The 16083-nt window shown below is 58.4% G+C and carries 22 protein-coding genes and 2 pseudogenes; 2 read left to right on the top strand and 22 right to left on the bottom strand.

The features are described 5' to 3' along the window. Nucleotide 1: 1 nt before the first annotated feature. The 12 genes and pseudogenes from RHM58_RS31040 to RHM58_RS31095 form a co-directional block, all read right to left on the bottom strand. Nucleotides 2-418, bottom strand: coding sequence for a phage tail terminator-like protein (locus tag RHM58_RS31040; RefSeq protein WP_322269061.1), 417 nt, complete (start codon nucleotides 416-418; stop codon nucleotides 2-4). Next, nucleotides 415-1068: a hypothetical protein gene (locus RHM58_RS31045; protein WP_322269062.1), complete on the bottom strand. Its 654-nt coding sequence runs from the start codon at nucleotides 1066-1068 to the stop codon at nucleotides 415-417. Before RHM58_RS31045 ends, RHM58_RS31040 begins: the two co-directional genes overlap by 4 nt. After that, nucleotides 1065-1433: a hypothetical protein gene (locus tag RHM58_RS31050; protein WP_322269063.1), complete on the bottom strand. Its 369-nt coding sequence runs from the start codon at nucleotides 1431-1433 to the stop codon at nucleotides 1065-1067. The genes RHM58_RS31045 and RHM58_RS31050 overlap by 4 nt, the downstream gene beginning before the upstream one ends. Nucleotides 1434-1480: 47 nt before the next feature. Next, nucleotides 1481-1669, bottom strand: a complete 189-nt coding sequence (locus RHM58_RS31055) for a hypothetical protein (protein WP_322269064.1) — start codon at nucleotides 1667-1669, stop codon at nucleotides 1481-1483. A 36-nt stretch (nucleotides 1670-1705) separates the two neighbouring features. Next, nucleotides 1706-2209 carry a DnaT-like ssDNA-binding protein gene (locus RHM58_RS31060; protein WP_322269065.1) on the bottom strand — a complete coding sequence of 168 codons (504 nt, stop codon included), beginning with the start codon at nucleotides 2207-2209 and terminating at the stop codon, nucleotides 1706-1708. Between the two features lie 3 nt (nucleotides 2210-2212). Then, nucleotides 2213-2530 carry a hypothetical protein gene (locus tag RHM58_RS31065; RefSeq protein ID WP_322269066.1) on the bottom strand — a complete coding sequence of 106 codons (318 nt, stop codon included), beginning with the start codon at nucleotides 2528-2530 and terminating at the stop codon, nucleotides 2213-2215. Between the two features lie 46 nt (nucleotides 2531-2576). Beyond that, on the bottom strand, nucleotides 2577-3539 hold the full coding sequence (locus RHM58_RS31070) for a major capsid protein (protein ID WP_322269067.1): 963 nt from the start codon (nucleotides 3537-3539) through the stop codon (nucleotides 2577-2579). Nucleotides 3540-3551: 12 nt separating this feature from the next. After that, the gene (locus RHM58_RS31075; RefSeq protein ID WP_322269068.1) at nucleotides 3552-4280 is read right to left on the bottom strand and encodes a hypothetical protein; all 729 of its coding nucleotides are present in this window, start codon (nucleotides 4278-4280) and stop codon (nucleotides 3552-3554) included. A gap of 82 nt (nucleotides 4281-4362) precedes the next feature. Then, nucleotides 4363-5447, bottom strand: a pseudogene (locus RHM58_RS31080) (minor capsid protein). Next, nucleotides 5422-6837 carry a DUF4055 domain-containing protein gene (locus tag RHM58_RS31085; RefSeq protein ID WP_322269069.1) on the bottom strand — a complete coding sequence of 472 codons (1416 nt, stop codon included), beginning with the start codon at nucleotides 6835-6837 and terminating at the stop codon, nucleotides 5422-5424. Before RHM58_RS31085 ends, RHM58_RS31080 begins: the two are co-directional and overlap by 26 nt. Further along, a complete protein-coding gene (locus RHM58_RS31090) occupies nucleotides 6834-8321 on the bottom strand; it encodes a terminase (RefSeq protein ID WP_322269070.1) in 1488 nt (495 codons plus the stop codon). The genes RHM58_RS31085 and RHM58_RS31090 overlap by 4 nt, the downstream gene beginning before the upstream one ends. A 1-nt stretch (nucleotide 8322) precedes the next feature. Next, a complete protein-coding gene (locus RHM58_RS31095) occupies nucleotides 8323-8931 on the bottom strand; it encodes a hypothetical protein (RefSeq protein WP_322269071.1) in 609 nt (202 codons plus the stop codon). 88 nt (nucleotides 8932-9019) lie between these two features. Between RHM58_RS31095 and RHM58_RS31100 the strand changes: the two genes are divergently transcribed. Both RHM58_RS31100 and RHM58_RS31105 read left to right on the top strand, forming a co-directional pair. Further along, nucleotides 9020-9229, top strand: coding sequence for a hypothetical protein (locus RHM58_RS31100; protein ID WP_322269072.1), 210 nt, complete (start codon nucleotides 9020-9022; stop codon nucleotides 9227-9229). Between the two features lie 314 nt (nucleotides 9230-9543). After that, on the top strand, nucleotides 9544-9732 hold the full coding sequence (locus RHM58_RS31105) for a hypothetical protein (protein ID WP_201194723.1): 189 nt from the start codon (nucleotides 9544-9546) through the stop codon (nucleotides 9730-9732). Between the two features lie 11 nt (nucleotides 9733-9743). Here the strand turns inward: RHM58_RS31105 and RHM58_RS31110 are convergent, their stop codons facing one another. The 10 genes and pseudogenes from RHM58_RS31110 to RHM58_RS31155 form a co-directional block, all read right to left on the bottom strand. Further along, complete coding sequence (locus RHM58_RS31110; RefSeq protein WP_322269073.1) at nucleotides 9744-9932, bottom strand: hypothetical protein; 189 nt, start codon at nucleotides 9930-9932, stop codon at nucleotides 9744-9746. Nucleotides 9933-9985: 53 nt separating this feature from the next. Beyond that, on the bottom strand, nucleotides 9986-10318 hold the full coding sequence (locus RHM58_RS31115) for a phage holin, lambda family (protein WP_085747314.1): 333 nt from the start codon (nucleotides 10316-10318) through the stop codon (nucleotides 9986-9988). Between the two features lie 165 nt (nucleotides 10319-10483). After that, nucleotides 10484-11104 carry a hypothetical protein gene (locus RHM58_RS31120; RefSeq protein WP_322269074.1) on the bottom strand — a complete coding sequence of 207 codons (621 nt, stop codon included), beginning with the start codon at nucleotides 11102-11104 and terminating at the stop codon, nucleotides 10484-10486. Nucleotides 11105-11222: 118 nt separating this feature from the next. Then, nucleotides 11223-11918, bottom strand: coding sequence for a hypothetical protein (locus RHM58_RS31125; RefSeq protein WP_322270930.1), 696 nt, complete (start codon nucleotides 11916-11918; stop codon nucleotides 11223-11225). Then, nucleotides 11915-12523 (bottom strand): recombination protein NinG, encoded by a 609-nt coding sequence (locus RHM58_RS31130; protein ID WP_322269075.1) that lies wholly within the window; start codon nucleotides 12521-12523, stop codon nucleotides 11915-11917. Before RHM58_RS31130 ends, RHM58_RS31125 begins: the two co-directional genes overlap by 4 nt. Further along, on the bottom strand, nucleotides 12520-13107 hold the full coding sequence (locus tag RHM58_RS31135; protein ID WP_322269076.1) for a DUF1367 family protein: 588 nt from the start codon (nucleotides 13105-13107) through the stop codon (nucleotides 12520-12522). The genes RHM58_RS31130 and RHM58_RS31135 overlap by 4 nt, the downstream gene beginning before the upstream one ends. Before the next feature lie 171 nt (nucleotides 13108-13278). Beyond that, nucleotides 13279-13797, bottom strand: coding sequence for a hypothetical protein (locus RHM58_RS31140; protein WP_322269077.1), 519 nt, complete (start codon nucleotides 13795-13797; stop codon nucleotides 13279-13281). Continuing rightward, nucleotides 13794-14297 carry a hypothetical protein gene (locus tag RHM58_RS31145; protein ID WP_322269078.1) on the bottom strand — a complete coding sequence of 168 codons (504 nt, stop codon included), beginning with the start codon at nucleotides 14295-14297 and terminating at the stop codon, nucleotides 13794-13796. The genes RHM58_RS31140 and RHM58_RS31145 overlap by 4 nt, the downstream gene beginning before the upstream one ends. After that, the gene (locus tag RHM58_RS31150) at nucleotides 14297-15091 is read right to left on the bottom strand and encodes a hypothetical protein (protein ID WP_322269079.1); all 795 of its coding nucleotides are present in this window, start codon (nucleotides 15089-15091) and stop codon (nucleotides 14297-14299) included. Before RHM58_RS31150 ends, RHM58_RS31145 begins: the two co-directional genes overlap by 1 nt. After that, a pseudogene (locus tag RHM58_RS31155) lies at nucleotides 15078-16057 on the bottom strand (phage replication protein). Before RHM58_RS31155 ends, RHM58_RS31150 begins: the two are co-directional and overlap by 14 nt. Nucleotides 16058-16083 lie beyond the last annotated feature (26 nt).

Below are 16083 nucleotides of genomic sequence, written 5' to 3' on the forward strand. Positions count from 1 at the left end.
CTCACTGAGTGTCGGCTCGGTACAGAAACGAGACAGGCACGGTAAACGTGGTGTCGTCAGGAATGCCTGGGCCGGGGTCTACCGGGCTCATGGTCACCACCGTCAGCGCGCCCTTCGTATTGCGCTCGTACAGCGGAAACAGCACCGCGATCTGGTCGGCCAGCACACCGGCCGCGCCGCGATACTTACCGGAAGGTGTCACGATGCTGACCTGAAACACGCCGGTATACATCTTGTGGTCGCCGCAGAGCGTGTTGCTTGCGGTATCGGCTGGCAGCGTGAACGCTTTCAGGTAAGTGGCGCCGTCGCCGGGTGTATATGCCTCGTTCTCGACGACGACCTTCAGCGGTACTGGCAACGCTTTCGCCCAGGCGATCAGCTTGGCCTCATAGATCGAGGCGATTAAGTTATGGCTCATACCTGGTTGTTCCTGATGACTTCATCGACGATCTGCTGAAAGCGAGCCAGGGTGATCCGGACCATGCCGCCGGGTGCCTGTTTCGAATGTCCGTACTCGAGTGGCACCGCATACGGCAGGTTGTTGACCAGGTACGCCGTCTGGCCGATGGTCAGTGACTGCACCTGAGTCCTCAGCACCGCCACCGAGACATTGCCCGACGGGTCGATCTGATCAAGCACGCCGTCGGCGGGCGAATCGATTGAAAATTGCCAGTTCCCGCGGAACCGCCCGCCGACGTAGCCCTTGCCAGCGACCAAGCCGTTCACGTTGTAGTTCTGGTCGCGCTCGGTCTTGGTCAGTGGCTTGGCGTACTTCACGCCGCGCTTCAGCTTGCCGGCCTTCGTGAAGTTGCTGTCGGTCAGATTGATGACCGTATTGCGCACGGCCACCTTGAAGTCATAGGCATCAGCCGCCGCGGTGTTGGCTTGGCGATGCGCGACGTTGGCCGCCCAGATCTCGGGGTTGCCCACCGGCGACATGCGAATGACGCTGCTGCCGACCTCGATAACGATTTCGCGGAAGGTGGCGTCGAGCCCGGCCTGCGCCTGCTCGGCAAACTGGCGGATGTTCTCGGCGAAGCTGCCGTTGAGGCCTGAGTATTTGCTCATGACCGAACCTGCAACTCGTAGAGAGTTGGCGTGCCGGCCGGGTTGATCTCTTTCAGCGGTGGGACGATTGACCAGGTGCGACCTTGGACGATGACTTTGTTCAGTAGGCCGGGCGCCCACGTAAGCCCCTGCGCGGCGATCTTGAGCTTCTTGTCGCCCTGTTTGATCAGGCTGTTGTTCTGGAATTCTTGACCGGTGAAGTCGAGCAGGATTCCTTGGGCGCTCTGCTCGATGATGGTGTCAGGGCCTGCGGTGCCGGTTTCGGGGTCGTACTTGCCGGCGGTGGTCGCCCGGATGATCACGGGTTGGCCGAACTCTGTGATCATCTCCAGAGCCATCACGGCCATTTCGTCGTAGAAGGCCATGGTGGCTCCAGATGTGAAAAGCCCAGCGCGATGGCTGGGCCTTTGGATTATTTGATGCGCTCCTGCCGCTGCTTAAGCATGAGATCTGCCAATCCTGCTGCTCTATTTGCGATAGCCATTGGCAAAAGAGATAGCGAGTCGAGAGGCGATCCTGTGTCTTTTACAGGCAGTGCTGAAGTCGCGATGACGGCCGCAGAGTAATACTGATCCCATGCTGTTTTTTCTTCTTGAGTCATATCCACCTCCGTTGTGCAGGAGGCATGAAGCTATCACTACGCACGCACCGCGAACAGGCCCCGCTTTTGTAGGTAATCAGCAAACTGCGTGGCGCTCGGACGATCCGGCGCCGCTGGCAGTAGCCTGTTACTGGTGTTTGGGATTGCAGCGTACTGCCGCGTCACTGCCCCCTCGACGCGATCCATCAGAACTGCACCTTTGCGCTTCTCTACGGGGTCGATATCGTCCTGATGGATCTCAGCAGCCAAGGCCATCTGGCCGTACTGGATTCGCGCAGGCAGGTAGTTGTCGGGCTTGATCTGCTGATCCAGCTCGATACCTCGGCGCGGCCAGGCCAGAGCCTGATCGCTATCCGTCTTGCACCCCTTCCAGGTCTTGCCATCCATCGCCAAGGCGGCCCGGCGAAGCAGCGCTTCTTGCGCGACAACATCGGCAGGAATGACCACGCCGAACTTCACGGCGTACATGGCCAAGTCCTCGGCAGATGCGTAGCTTTCGGCATCTGGCTTGCCGGTACCATCCTCGATGATGAGAGTCATGAATCAGCTCGCAGGAATGAGTTTGAGAAGGTCGAGCTTCGGAGCTTTAGCGTCATGCTCGATGCCTTGAGCTGTCAACCAATCACGTAGTTCGCCGACTCCCATTTTTCTCGGATCGGTTTCGAACTCGCCTTGCTCACTGCCGTGATCTGCAAGCGTTACTTCGACACCCACTGCCTCGTAAGCGGCTGCGATCTCAGGATAGTCGCCAACGATCACAACCGTCGTTGCGTCGCGCTCAATCAAACGAAACAGATCGGGATTGCGATAGCGCTTTTCCGGATCGAAGCCATCAAGCTGATTGCTGTACGTCAATTCCATGATGCTCTCCATGGCGGCCATTGCTGACCGCGCCCAGGGGTTGTTGTTAGCCGCCAACTGGAGGCATGGTGGTCAGCTTGATCATCACGCCGGCCGTGACCTTGTTGCTGCCAGCATGTTTGACCCAGTTGGCAGCGGAACCAACGGCGGCCAGCGTTGGGTTCGAGCCGCCACTCGCTGCCTTCCAGCTGTAACCCAGCACATCGATGTTCACGGTGCCTTCAGCGCGGTAGCCGATACCGAGGTTTTCTTCGTCGTTCACTTCGTAGGAACGGAAGCCAGGGGCCTGGGACTCGGTGATCGTCACAGCGTTTGGCAGCAGGCCGAAGATCACGTCCGAAGGCGCGGTATCGGTCACCAGCACCGGCTTGCCGAGGGTGCCCGGCAGGCCGCCGTAGATCACAACGCCCGCTTCTTCGTAGATCTTGTTGGTGATCGCCTCGTCGACAATGTCGAAGTAGGCGCTGGAGTGCATGACCCAGAGCGCGATCCGGCCGAACTTGTCACCGAACTTACGCATGCCGCGTGTCAGCGTCTTCTTGCCGTCGGTTTCGATGTTGGCGGAAACCACCATGTCGGTGTTGGAGCCAATGGCTGCGCGAAGGCCGGCCGTGGCGTACTGGATGAAGCCTTCCAGAGTAGCGTCGGCCACATCGGCACCAACAATCTGGGAGAACTCTTCAACCGGACGACCACGGCGCTTGAATGCTTCTTCAGTCGTCTGATACGGGCCGTACTTCCATGGAGCTTTGACGCCAACGGCTTCGCCGGCGCTGATCTTCTTGGCAGTAACCTTGCCTTCGGAGTTGACGTCGCGGTGTTCCAGCGAGCCGTTCAGCTTGTACAGAGCGCGCTTACGGAAGTCGCCTTCGATCAGCTCATTGTCGAGCACCATCGCGCCGTTGGACGATGCGTTGAAGATATCAAGGTTGTCCTGAACGCGTTCCAGGTATGCGGTTTGCGCCTCATCGTTGTAGATGATCAGGTCGCTATTAACGGTTGTAGCCATGGGTCAATCCCCTTACTTGGGCAATTGCAAATATGCGGTTTGGCCGTGCTGGCGCTGGTAATTGCGCTTCTGCTCGGAGGTCATTTCGGAGCGCTTGAATGCAGCCTTGCCGCCACCCCCGCCCGGGGCAAATGTCCCTGAAGCCCTTGGCCACAGGTGAGGTGCGCTTTCACGCAAGGATTCCGCCCATTCGAGCGGGGTCAGAGGGGTCTTGCCGTCTTTGCCGAGGATGGTCTGGCCGGACTCATCAACGGCGACTGCATCGCCATCTTCGTTAAGGGTGAACACGCCTTTGGCGCGCAGGATGATGTCGTCTGTTGCTTCAGGGAGTGCACCAGCCTTCAGTGCTGCGCCACGCACCGAGTCGCCCAAGACTTTGCCCTGGAACTTGGCAGCGAAGGACTCTGCCTTCTCAGCGCGCTCGCTGATGGTCTTCAACTGTTTGTCGTAGTCGCCACGCAGGCGCTCCGTGCGGCGGTTGAAGACCTCGTCTACCTTGCCCTCTGTCAGCAGCTTGGTTTCTTCGTCCTGGCCGGCACGACTCAGCAGCCCTTTGACGGCGTCGATGTCGATGCCTTCAAACTGGGTTTCGAACTGGGTCAGCTTGCCGGTAGTGTCTTTCAGCTTGCCCAGCAGCTCCGTGTTCTTGGTTTTCAGGCCCGAGACGGATGCTTCAACGGCAGTCGCAATAGCGGCCTTGATTGCCGGGTTTTCCAGGTCGATTTCGTTTTCTTCTGCCACGTTGATGCACCCCTTGGGTATGTGTTGCCCGCTTTGCAGGCAATAAAAAACCGCCCGGAGGCGGCTGATTGAAAGTGTTTGATCAAATTCCGGACTTAGCGAATGCGAGTGGTTCTAAAGCCTTCATCTGCGCCAGCGTCAACGGAGAAAAATTGCGGTCAAGTTGCAGCTCCGCGAAACGCTGGATGCTCAACCCGCCTTCACGGAATAGCTTTGCCCGAACAGGGCCAATAGCCTCATTCTGAAACGACGCCGGCTGCTGCTGAAGCCAGTGGTAATAGTCGAGGCTCGCATTGACCTGCCCGGGACCATCTGCACCGACCGATGCCCGTGTAGCACCCTTGGCGAAAATCTCGCTGAGCTTCGTCAGGAATATGAAGGTGGTGCGGCAGTTCGGGTGAAACGGAGGTCTTGGCCCGGAATCTACTGGGAATCGGCGCCCATCCATCGAGCGACATTGCTGGCTGGTCTTGCTGTCCAGCGTGGCGACCATTTCAATTTCAGCCACGATATCCGTGTTGGCCTTGGCCACCTCCATGCGCGCCTGAGACGACACATGCTGAATTGCGGTGTGCACGACCGTGCTGGCATTGCGGTTGGTGGTGGCCAGGATGCCGTCTTTGTAGCCGGTCGCCTTGGTACCGCGAATGTTGCGGATGATCTGGAAGTTCGTTTGGCCCTCGAAGAAGCCCTGCCGGATCGTACCGGTGACGCGCTCGCGCTCGCGGTGGTCCAACCCTTGATGAAGGACTTCAGCAGCTTGCCGCCGCCGGTACCGCGCACGCTGAGCGGGTTCGTCAGGACCGCCGCTCTGATGGCCGCCGCCGTCGGCGCCGCAACGTCGAGTGAAACCCCGACCGGCGCCGACCTGGCCAGGCTCGTCGCCTCAAACTCGGCCTCGTAATTGGCAATGTCGATCAGATCGAGATTCAACTGAACGCTGTAGCGGTCGAAGATGCCCAGCAGCAGGCTGTCGACTTCCTTCAGCAACGCTTCAAGCCGTTTGACGTTGTACTCGGTCAGATCCGACTGAGTGAGCCGGTCCCGGATCGAGCGGTCAATCTCCTTGAGGAACGGCGCGAACTTGCCGACCTCCCCGGCCTTCAACTTTTCAAGGAAGACAGCGTGCCGGATTGTGGCGTCAAGAATTGCTTGGTTTGCCGCCATTTGGTGTTACCTCATCATCCAGGCCCAGGCCATCGCCCTGCTCTTGAAGCTCGCCGTCGATCTGCTGGTCTGTGCGCTCCGGGGCAATCAAGCCCAGCTTGCGCAAATAGGCCCGCAGGTCAGCCTTCGCGAAACCGCCGTTCTGCCACAAGCCAACCAAAGCCGTGATCATCTGCGGATCAGCCGTCAGCTCGACGAACTCCTGATTGACCTGGTACGCAACCTTGTCGGTGATGCCCATGTAAAGGCCGCACCACATGATCGCTCGGGTGTAGGCCTCACTGACGTTGGCCACGCAGCCGGCCAGCACTGAGGTTGACGCAGACTGATCGCCGCGGGACTCGGTAGCCGTTTTGGCAGCCAGTGACGCAACGACCATTCGGGCGCCCAGCTCGATCATCATCTGATTCTTGTCGGCCATAGCCTCTTTCACCAGAGTGTTCGGCAGTGGCTGCGCATATCCAAAGGCGCCGCCGACCGGAAGCAGCATTGGCGCCCGGGAGCCGACGTAGACGCCCTTTTCCTCCAGCAACTTCACCCACTGCTCGGTCAGCCCGGAAATCCAGGGCTGAGCCTGGCCGCACCAGAAGACGCTGTCTTCATAGTCGGCGCTGTTGCGGTAATGACCCAAGTTGATCATCGCAATGTCGTACAGCGGCGATTCGTCGATAGTCGGATCGTTGTTCTGTGCACCGACGAAGGTGAACGGGATTTCTTTCAAACGCCCGGCAATCCCAGAAGGCGTGAAGGTGCTGATCACTTCAAGCGGACCTTCATCTTTGGGTCCAGCGCGACGCCAAACTCGGCAGACAAAACCTTCAGCCTCAAGTGCAAGCTCGCGGAACTGCTCGACAGCTTTGAATCCGAAGCCCTCCTCAACCTCCATCATTTCCCGCAACACAACCAGGGTCAGCACGTTGTGGCCGTTCACCATGCCGGTGCGCCAGTTAATGATGTCCTCAGCGCAGTACGACAAGATCACCGAGTGGCCGCCGGCGCCTTCATCCTGGTGATAGTCGACGTACAGGCCGTGACGCCCAGCTTCGAGCACCTTCTCCAGCGTGCCTTGGGAGTGCTGATAGATGCTCACCCCAGAGCCGTTGGCGTTGTCCTGCAAGTACTCCAGCTTCTTCGGTACGGTGAGTGTCGGGTCTTTGTGGAAGGCCAAACCCAGTAAGCCGTTTCGCGTGTGCCCGGTGGCGTTCTTGAACACTGCCCGCTCGCGGTAGGCTTTGTTGCGGTCGGAGTTTTCCGGTGACTTGTCGTGTGCGTTGATGTACGGCAACCGAGAAACCACGCGGTGCTGACCTGCGCAAACATCGCGGACGGTCGCCCAGCGGTCCAGCACCTCGATGTAGTCCGCCCGCTTGAAGGAGACGTCGTTGCTCATCGGGCGTATCCCATTTTGATAGAGGTGGCCGGCTTCCTGGCGCTCTTCGCTACAGCGAAGTACCGGAATCCGTCGGAGCCGTGAGAGGTCCAGTCATGAAGCGGCTTGTCTTTCCAGCAGCCGCGCTTGTCGTCCCATTCCTTGCGGTAGTTCTCGATGCAGTTGATGCCCTGCTCACATTTCGACTCATCGAATACGCAGAGCGGGAGGATTTCCCGGACCTGCTCGATGCCGTCGTTGATGCCGATCTTCGGGACCACCTGAAACGTCATGCAGTACTTCTGTCCGTCGATCTCGTAACCCTCGCTGGCGAGCTCACGGCGGGTCTTGGCATCGCTGCCAAACTCACGATTGTCGATGTCGTGCGGCCCCCAGTGCTCGGAATAGGTGTAACCCTTGTCCTTGAGCACCTTCATGTAGTGCCGTAGCCCTTCACCTGAACTCTCGTAGTAATCGATGACGTGGTATTCGGTGCCAACCTGCCGCACGAACCAGATGGCCGTGGAGTCGCCGACGCCGATGTCCCAGAAGGTCATCACCGGCAGATGGCTGTTGTCTGGTATCGCGCCGATGCGCTGCTGGGTGTAAAGCTTCGTCAGTTGCTGCGCGTAATAGGCGCCCTCAACCGACTGCTGGAAGGCTTCGACAGGGATAGACGGGTATTCCCGCTTCATGTCGTCGCCGAGCGTCTTCTCTTTGGCCGCGTACCAGGCGCGCTGACCGTCGTTCGTGGCGATTCCGTGCTTGGCGTGCAGCTCGTTGAAGTAATCGGTCAGGCGCTGCGGGATGACCACGTCAGTCGGGTCAAGCCAGTAGGCTTTGTTCTTCCACCAGGAGAAAAAGAAAAACTTCCAGTCCAGCAGGCCCAGGGGCACGCCGGCCAGTTGCTGACGCTCCGCACTCTGCGAGTAATCGAAGAAGTAGCCGGCCCGACCTTCCGCCGTCGACTCAATCGTGACGAAGCAGTCGGTGGCCACGGCCTCAAATGCGCCAGTGACAATCTCGCGGGCCTTGTGCGGGAACTTGGCGCAGATCTTCCCGAACTCGGACACGTGCAGATAACGCAGCGTGCCGCCCCGGAAGGACGTGGAAACGTAGACCGAACCGCCTTTGCTGAACACCAGCTCGCCGGCGGAATCGTTGCTCGCCGGGTTGGCGGCGCGGATCTCGGCCGGCAGGTTGTCGTAGGCGTACTTCACCTTCTCCCTGAACAGACGCTTGGCGTCGTTCAGGGTGTGAGCGATCAGCGCGCACTTGGCCGACTCGAACAGAGCCGCGTCGAGCTGGATGATGCAGCACTCAGTGGTGAAGCCGAGCTGCCGCGCCTTCAAGATGATGTTTCGGGTATGCATCCCGTCGAAGTATTCGATCTGCTCGTCCGTCATCCGGAAGCGGACCTTCTTGCCCTGCTTATCCGTGATGAAGTAGAGATTGTTGATCCGCCAACGTTTGTCCCGGAGCAGCTTCATGTGCTCGGGTTTCATGTCAGGCATCCTTCGATAGTTCGTCCATCATTTTCGATAGTTCGTCGGCGTCATTACCGCCAGTCTTGGTGTCGAGGTCGTAGGCTTGGCGCTCCAGGGCGATCAGGGTCTTCAGCGTCTCGGCCATTTCCTTCATCGTCTTGGAGCGGCCCGGCAGATCGATGATCTTCTGGTACAGATCGTTCCGCTTGTCCTGCCCTTTGTCGTCTTCGGAACGCAGCAGCTCGCCCAGCTCTTCGAATAGCTGGCGGTTGTCTGTCAGCCCCTCGAGCTCATCTAGCAGCTTGTTTGCGAGGCGTCGGCCGCGTGATATGTCGCCACGGTGAGCCATGCGGATGTTCGCAATGACCTCAGCATTGACCTCAATTATCTCTCGCTCGGTTTCCACTGATTTGCTGGCAACCTGAGTGGCAACCTCTCTTTTGGCAACCAGTGAATCAGCCTTCGCTTTGATCTTTGCCTTCAGGTCCCGCTCCCACCCGTTCGCCTTGGCGCGCTTCTGGATAGCGGTGTGAGAAACGCCACAGGAGGCGGCGATCTCTCTTACGGAAAGCAATCCCGCCCGATAGGCGCGTTCGATTGCCTCCCAGTCGGGTTGCTTGGTTGTCATGAATTGTCTCAGGCGGGGGTAAACAGAGATTGCAGTAGTGCTGTGTTGTCGGTATTGGTGAGGATCAACTCAAAACAAGGAGAGCAACATGTCCGAACTGTTCAGAAATCTAAACAGAGCCGGTATGTCTGGGCTCGGCACACCATTAAACACTCGCGAGGCGGCAGTCGGGGCTGCACTTGTATTGATAAACTCAAAAGCTGCGAACTCCCCGGATAAGACGGAGACACTGAAAGAGGAGATGGAGCGCCTCTCGGTTTATGCCGATCAAATCCAGGAAGCACTGAAAGTTAAATGATCCCTCGTGCCGTACTCACCTGCGGCACACCTACCCTTCCACGCCCCTCAGCAGCACATCAATCAGCTTCTGTTCGCCCAGTCGAAACAGGCAAACGCTTGAAGGTCGTCCGCGACAGGTCCAAACCCAATGGCCCTGACCTCTCCACTCACGGCCTGCATCGCCAGCACGCCAACTTTGCACGCGCCGAGTTCGCCCGACTTAAGGTCATCGGCAATCTTGCGGCGAAAAGAGACGCTTCATCGGCCATCCCCCCGGATCCAGGGCTACTGGACTATGCTTAGGGCCTGATAAGCCCAAAAAGGATGATGGAAATGATCGAGCGCATAACTGAACAGTTAGTCGTTCAGGCCGCCAGGGAATGGGCGGCGCGTAAAAATAAAAGCGATGCGAGCGCCGTAGCTAATGCACAGGAAAAGATGCTCACACTAAAGTTCAAGCTGACCGACGACGAATACAACCGGGAATTAAAAAAGCTTTACCGTGAGTACGAGAAGTCATAGCAGACGCGCGCTCAGCTCACCATGATGCTGGTCTGCACTTGGGCCTGCCCGTGCAAGAGAGATACGACCAACCCTTGAGGCAAGCCGGCATCTTTGGCAGCACCTACCGCCTTGGCGATGGCGCTATCCAGATCAGTGACGGCCTTGTTGATGTCTGGGCTCATCGGTAGAACGTGGCGCAGGCGGGTGACGTTGCTCATGCTCATCTCCAATTTCGCGACACAATTTGCTCATTCGCGAAACGTGTCGCGGATTACTCGGCCTTGCGACTCGGCAACTTGAAGTCAGTCACCCGGTCAGCGATGTTCCGGATCTTCTCCACACCCAGGAAGCCAACCCAGCCACCGGCAAAGGTGGCCATGCTCTGGGGTAGCCCGAAGAAATCCAGTCCGCTGATGATGGTCAGGGTCAGGCCGCCGCAGATCGCCCCCTCCACCAACATCTGGCGCCGCGTGCCGCCGCCGTAGGTGATCCGAAGAACGGCCATAGCGCAGGACAGCGCAGCCGCATAGAGGATTGGCGAATGCTGGCTCAACCACGCAAGCGCAATCGCCCAGGTGTCTGGTTTGTCTGGCATGTTTGGCATCTCGGTTCCTCCCCGTCAGGGAGTCGTGAATAAGTAGCAGGACTCGGCCTGCGGATTTGAGTCAGCCCCAGCAGCACTCCCAGCTTAGAGCGATGGGTGTGGTGGAGCCGAAAACGAAAAAGCCCCTGCATGTGCAGAGGCTCTTAATAAATGGAAACGCTATTTTTAAGCGGAGCTTTGACAGCTCAAGCGATCAGCTATTTCTTTCTTAACTTTCTTCCAGTCGCTATGCAGATCTTCAAAGTCGCCGGCGAGCTCCCACCGCGCTGCATAAGCCATCAGACCGTAATGCTTTCGCAGTTTGCAGGCCAACTCATAAGCCTCATAGCCCATGAAACCTATTACCGTCGCCCTAGAATCAGGCCCCTCCATGGGATCTACGGACTGATCATAGACATAAAAAAGGTATTCATCCGCATGATCTTTGGTTGTCGCAAACCATGCGACTTCACTCGCAAGATCGGTATCGATTGACTTTAAAACGTCTCGGCCAACTTCAAGCTCAGGATAAATACAGGAGGGCCAATTCTGATAACGGGCGTGTACATCTAACTGGGCACTCATCTCGCGATAGCGCCTTACATTTCGACTTGACTCTCGAGCGTATTGATCCAGTTTTCCAACCACCTCAATAGCAGCAAATTTTGCTTCCTTTCGCCGATCTCCGCTCTTGAAAACCCAATCTTTAAGCCAGCCGATCAAGGCTGCCACCACACCACTCGCTAGAACGATTTTTACTATATCGCTCCAACCCAGTACCGCGGTAGCCATTTGGGTTGATTCCATTTCAAGCTCCATAAAAAAACCCAGCGCTTTGGCTGGGCTTCTAATCATTCCCAATCACACGCAGGAATGACATGATGGGATTAATTTCGCTCATCCGCTCACTGATGTCAACAGGCAATTACGCGGCTTGTTCAATCAGCAGATCTTCCGCCTCAAGAATGTCTCCAGCATGAGCCAGCGCCTTGTTCACCAAGTCGTCAGCAGCCTGTTGAATCGTCAGCCGCCACCGGCGCCGAGTCGACTCCGGTGTACCGTCGTTGTCCCAGGTGTTCATGTCATAAAAACTGTCCTTCAGGACAATCATGTCGGCAGAGCGAGAGTCGTCCCGCTTCGCCTTGGCCTGGCCAGCAGCCACCGCAGCCTTCACCAGCGATTCCCGGCGCCAATCAGGAGCATCAAGCGGCAGCTCTACCGACACCGAACTGACAATCTTCGGCCGAGCGCCCTTCAGTTGAGGGATAGCCCAGGCGGTGAGCGCCTTGTAAAGAAACAGCTTCGGCGCAGGCGTGGCGATAAGCGATTGCAAAGCCGCCAAAGACTGAACCTTGCGGCCTTTGTGAGTGCTGTACTTGGCGACCAGCGCATCCCAATGTTTTGGCTCAAGGCCGTGGTGCAGCCTGGCCGATACCCAGCAGTCGACCTGGGTGCGATCAATGGTGTCAGCGCCGCGCGAACGAACCAGTGTCGCCAGATCGCCGCCCTCCTCCTCGTCGGCAGAGTTGTACAGCTTCTGCCATGCCTGTTTGCTGGTATTGTCGATGGCTTCGGCAGCGAGAGCCGAAACAACCGCGTTCAGTACGCTTGGATAGATCATGCTGCCCCCTTCAATTCCTTGATAAGTGCCCGGCATTCGGACTTTATGGTCTTCAGTTGTTCAATGGTGTAGCGCTTCGGTTCGTGCGGCCCCTCCAGCCAATCCAACTTGTCGGCGCCGATGCGCTTCACCAGCTCAATGCGGTAATTGACGATGTTCCCGGACTGGTGGTTGTTGCATGGCGCGCATTGGCGCCACACATTCAGCGGTTCGAATCGGAGCTCTGGATTGCCACCGACGGTGCGGTAATGACCGGCGTGCCACTGGCCGTTGTGGTATCGCCCACAGCTCACGCATGGCAGCGCGGCGTCACGCAGGCGGATCCATTCGTTGAACACAACCTGCGTTTCGCGCAGGTGGTCGGCCCAGGTCTTCAGCTTCTCCTTGCGGACCTTTATCTTGCGTCGCTCGACATCCGCCAGGGCTTTACGCGTGGTTGCCTGGCCCTTCTCTGACTTCCCGTGAGCGACGGCGCACTCGATCTCTCCGCACACAGCCTGGGAGTCGCGCACAGGCGTGAACATCACTCGGCAGGAAGGGCAACGTCTCCGGCGTGGGCCGCCGGACGTGAGCGGGGTCTTGCGCTGCAGCGGGGTGCGCTTCATGCGTAACTCCCCAACTGATCGGCCGCAGAAAGCGCGTCAGCTTCATTTTCAAAGTGCGCGGACAACACCAGCCGCCAGCAGGCGTTGAAGACGTCGCGATAAAGCGGCTCGAAAGCAGTGTCGTCCATACTTGCCCAACTGATCGACTTGGCCTCTTTGCGGATCCCTTCAGGCGTGTGCACCAGGTGGAAGTGGCCGGCCTCGATCGTCACCCACTCACGGAAGGCTTCGCGGGACTTGTCCACGGCCGGGAAACGTTCGGCGCGGGCCAGCTCAAGTCCGGTAACGTATGCCGCGACCGCATCAGACAGCTGACCCGGCTTTCCGCTTTGCGCTTCGAAGAACTTGGCCAGCCCCTGAATGCCGCGCATCTCCTGGCGCGGAATCAGCCCGCCGACCGGCTCCCAGTACTCCCACGCCAGATCGAGCATCGAGAAGAATTTGCCGTGGAACTTGCCATTGCGCATGCGGGTGAACTTGCCGTGAATGATCTGGCCTGCCTTCCACTTCTGAACGGTTTCACGGTCCGCCTCGGTGGCTGGCACCAGGCCCTGGGCGGTGCGGATAAGTGCGAGTTCAGCCATGGGATGCCTCCCCTACTTCGCTGGCCAACTTCCCTACGCGCTCCTTCGCCAGATGCACTAGATCGGAATAATCGCTCGCATTCATCGCAGGGATGCAGACAAAAAGAACCCCGGCTGTGGCGAGTGCGTGCGCAGCCTCCATAGACTGACGCAGATCTTTTGGGAGAGCCTTCATGCCTGCTCTCCCTTGCCCGTGGCGGCATCGATACTTGCCAGAATTGCTTTGCGGCGAGGAAAAAGCGGCGACACTTCCCCGGTTTCATCCAGCATGTGGCGAACCTTGGCATCGGACATGATGAACTCGCGGCATCCAGCGAGAACGGCCGCCATCGATTCGTTTTCAGCCTTGAGCTGCCCCGCCCCACGCTGCACAACTTCCATCTGGCTACGCAGGGCGCCGGCTTCAGCGCTGACGTGGTCGAACTGGGTGGCGAGGTGCTCTTCCAGCGACACCTGATCACGCTGCCAGTCGATATCGTCGTGGTAGTAACCGAAGCGTGCGCAGAGGCTGCGGTGGAAGTTTTTGAAGCTGGCATCCAACCGCTCGTTCTCGGCGACCAAATCGGCGATGGTTTCAACCGTGCAGACGTCAAACAACTCCCCGACGGCCTTGCCGAATTCACTCGAGCCATTGCAGTTTTCGGCGCGGCACGCGTCGAGCAGCCGCTTCAGTTCAGTGTGGTCTGTCATTGCGATATCCCTTTCAGCAGTTCCTGCAGCTGTTTCAGCTTGCCGACGGCTTCAGCATTACCTTCGCGCTCCGCCTCAACCGAAAGAGCAACTTCCTCTATGCGAGTGGCCAGTGCCTTCATGCGCTTGCTGAAGTCATCAGCAAGGCCCGCCACTTCGCCGGAAAGGCTGGCCAGAACGTCCAGGGCGCCTTCGGTCTTTTTGATCGAAACAACGGTTTGCTTGGCTGCCTGGCTCACGGCTTGCTCCTTGATTGGTTTGGGGGTTGCTGCGTCACGCTGAAACTTGCCGCCGACCGGCTCACGGATCAGGCCGGCATCCTTAAGCTCGCCAAGGGCGCGGCGGATGGCGTAGGGCGATGCCCCGGTGGCTTTGGCTGTCGATACAGCGCCGTGGATTTCGTGGTTGCTCCAGCTCGTTTGAATCGGGACGTAGCCAAAGACCTTTTGGGCGATTGAGGATTGGCCGGCGAGGATCTGCTGCTGCCTTGCTTCGTTCATCAGAAGCTCTCCTTACGTTGCGCGGCAGCAATGGCCACGCGGAACTTGCGCTTGCGCAGATAGGTGTCGACCCGATCTGCCTGAGCCTTCTTGAGCCGCTCGCGCTTTTGCTGGGTCTTCGCCGCGTCGACGATCTGCCGCACTTCAGCAAGCTTCTCGCGCAACTGCGGTGACGGTTTAGCTTCGGAACCAGTGAGAAGCCCGGCGATGGCTTGGCCATCGGTAGTGATGGGCGCGATTCGCAGATCAGCCAGGTACTGAGTGCCAGTCTGCTGAGTGATCAGTTGCATACGGACTGCCGACTCGATCGCTGTAACCCGGCGCGCAGGATCAAGGCCGAGGGAAACGCTCCAAGTGGTCGGTTTGGCTTCAGCCCGGGCGGCAGAAACCAGACGCTCGTAGGCGCTGTTAAACGCCATCCGAGCGCCGACCACATCTCGACGACTCAAGATCGGCTGGGCAGCGACCATCGCTTGGCGTATTTCGGCGGTCATCACGACTGTTTCAAATTCGTCGCCCCCGGTCAGTGCGATAGACCAAGCTTCGTCTTTGCCTGGGCGGCCATCGGCTGCTTGGACGCGCTGCAGAATGTCGGCCATGGATAGGCGGCCTTTCACCTCAATTCGGCAGGCCTTCAGCGCCGCCTTGACGATAGGCACCGCGTAAGCGCAAAGGTCCTCAGCCATCATCGCGGCAGTGCCTGGGTTCATTTCCTGACCCATGGCTTCAGCGGTTGCGCAGATGGCGGCTGCCAAACCGGCAACCTGCTGATCGTTCATCTCAGAGGTATTCATTGCGCTCTCCCGCCTGGCGCCCAGCCAGAACCATTTGCGCGGCTTGCTCTGCTGCTGAAAGGTTCGCTTCGGTGCGCTCCATCTGGCGGGCCGTGGTCCCATTGATGCGCTGACCGGTAACCCACTGGGTGTGGTAGCTCTCGGCGTTGGCCAGCAGATCGTTGAGGCTGTGACATTTGCGCAGCACGGCGGCATCGCTGGTTTTCAGGAAGTGGGCAGCAACGTGGTGCGCAACATCAGCACCAAGGCGGCTGACAAGCTGCCCGAGCTGGCCGCCGACCTTGGCGTTCCACACCGGCCAGGCGCCGTAGCGCTTGCGGTAAGCCATGGCGTAGTTCGCCCAGGTCTTGAACGTCTTGCAGGTCTGGTCTTTTGGGCCGGGCATATCGGAGGGAATCTCAACCCGTGGCGCTTCGGTGCGATCAACCACCAGCACCAAGCCGCGGGACTGGGCCGGCTTGCCGGTACCGTCCTGCATATCCTGATTACTGGTTACCTGATTGGTACCCTGATTATTGGTACCCTGATTTGTCGGAGATTTTTCCGACCCTGGCCCGGATTTTTTCCGACCTTGCTCGGAGATTTATCCGAGCAAGGTCGGATATTTTTCCGACCATCGATAGCATCAGAGGTCGGATATTTTTCCGACCCATCCAATTTTCGGTTCCACTCTTTCGCCTTTTCGGTCAGACGGATCAGCGTGATGCTGGAAGTACTCGACAACTCGATTAGGCCGGCATCACGCAACGCTTTCAGCAAGCGGTAAGCAGTGTCCGGTTTGTCGGTGAGAAGCGGCAGCTCTTCAACGATCTTGCTCTTGCTCAGCGCGAAGTAAATCCCGGAATCCGTCTTGATTGGATTGGCCCAGCTCGGGCTCTCGTAGACGAAGGCAAACAGCAGGGCCTGCTGAGAATTGAGCCCCCACTCCAGCGCCTTCACCTGATTGATCGTGACGGTGTATTGCATGTCATGCGCTCATAAGAGTGGTGTTG

This window comes from Pseudomonas sp. 10S4, from assembly GCF_034344865.1.
In the GTDB taxonomy this organism is placed as follows: Bacteria; Pseudomonadota; Gammaproteobacteria; order Pseudomonadales; family Pseudomonadaceae; genus Aquipseudomonas.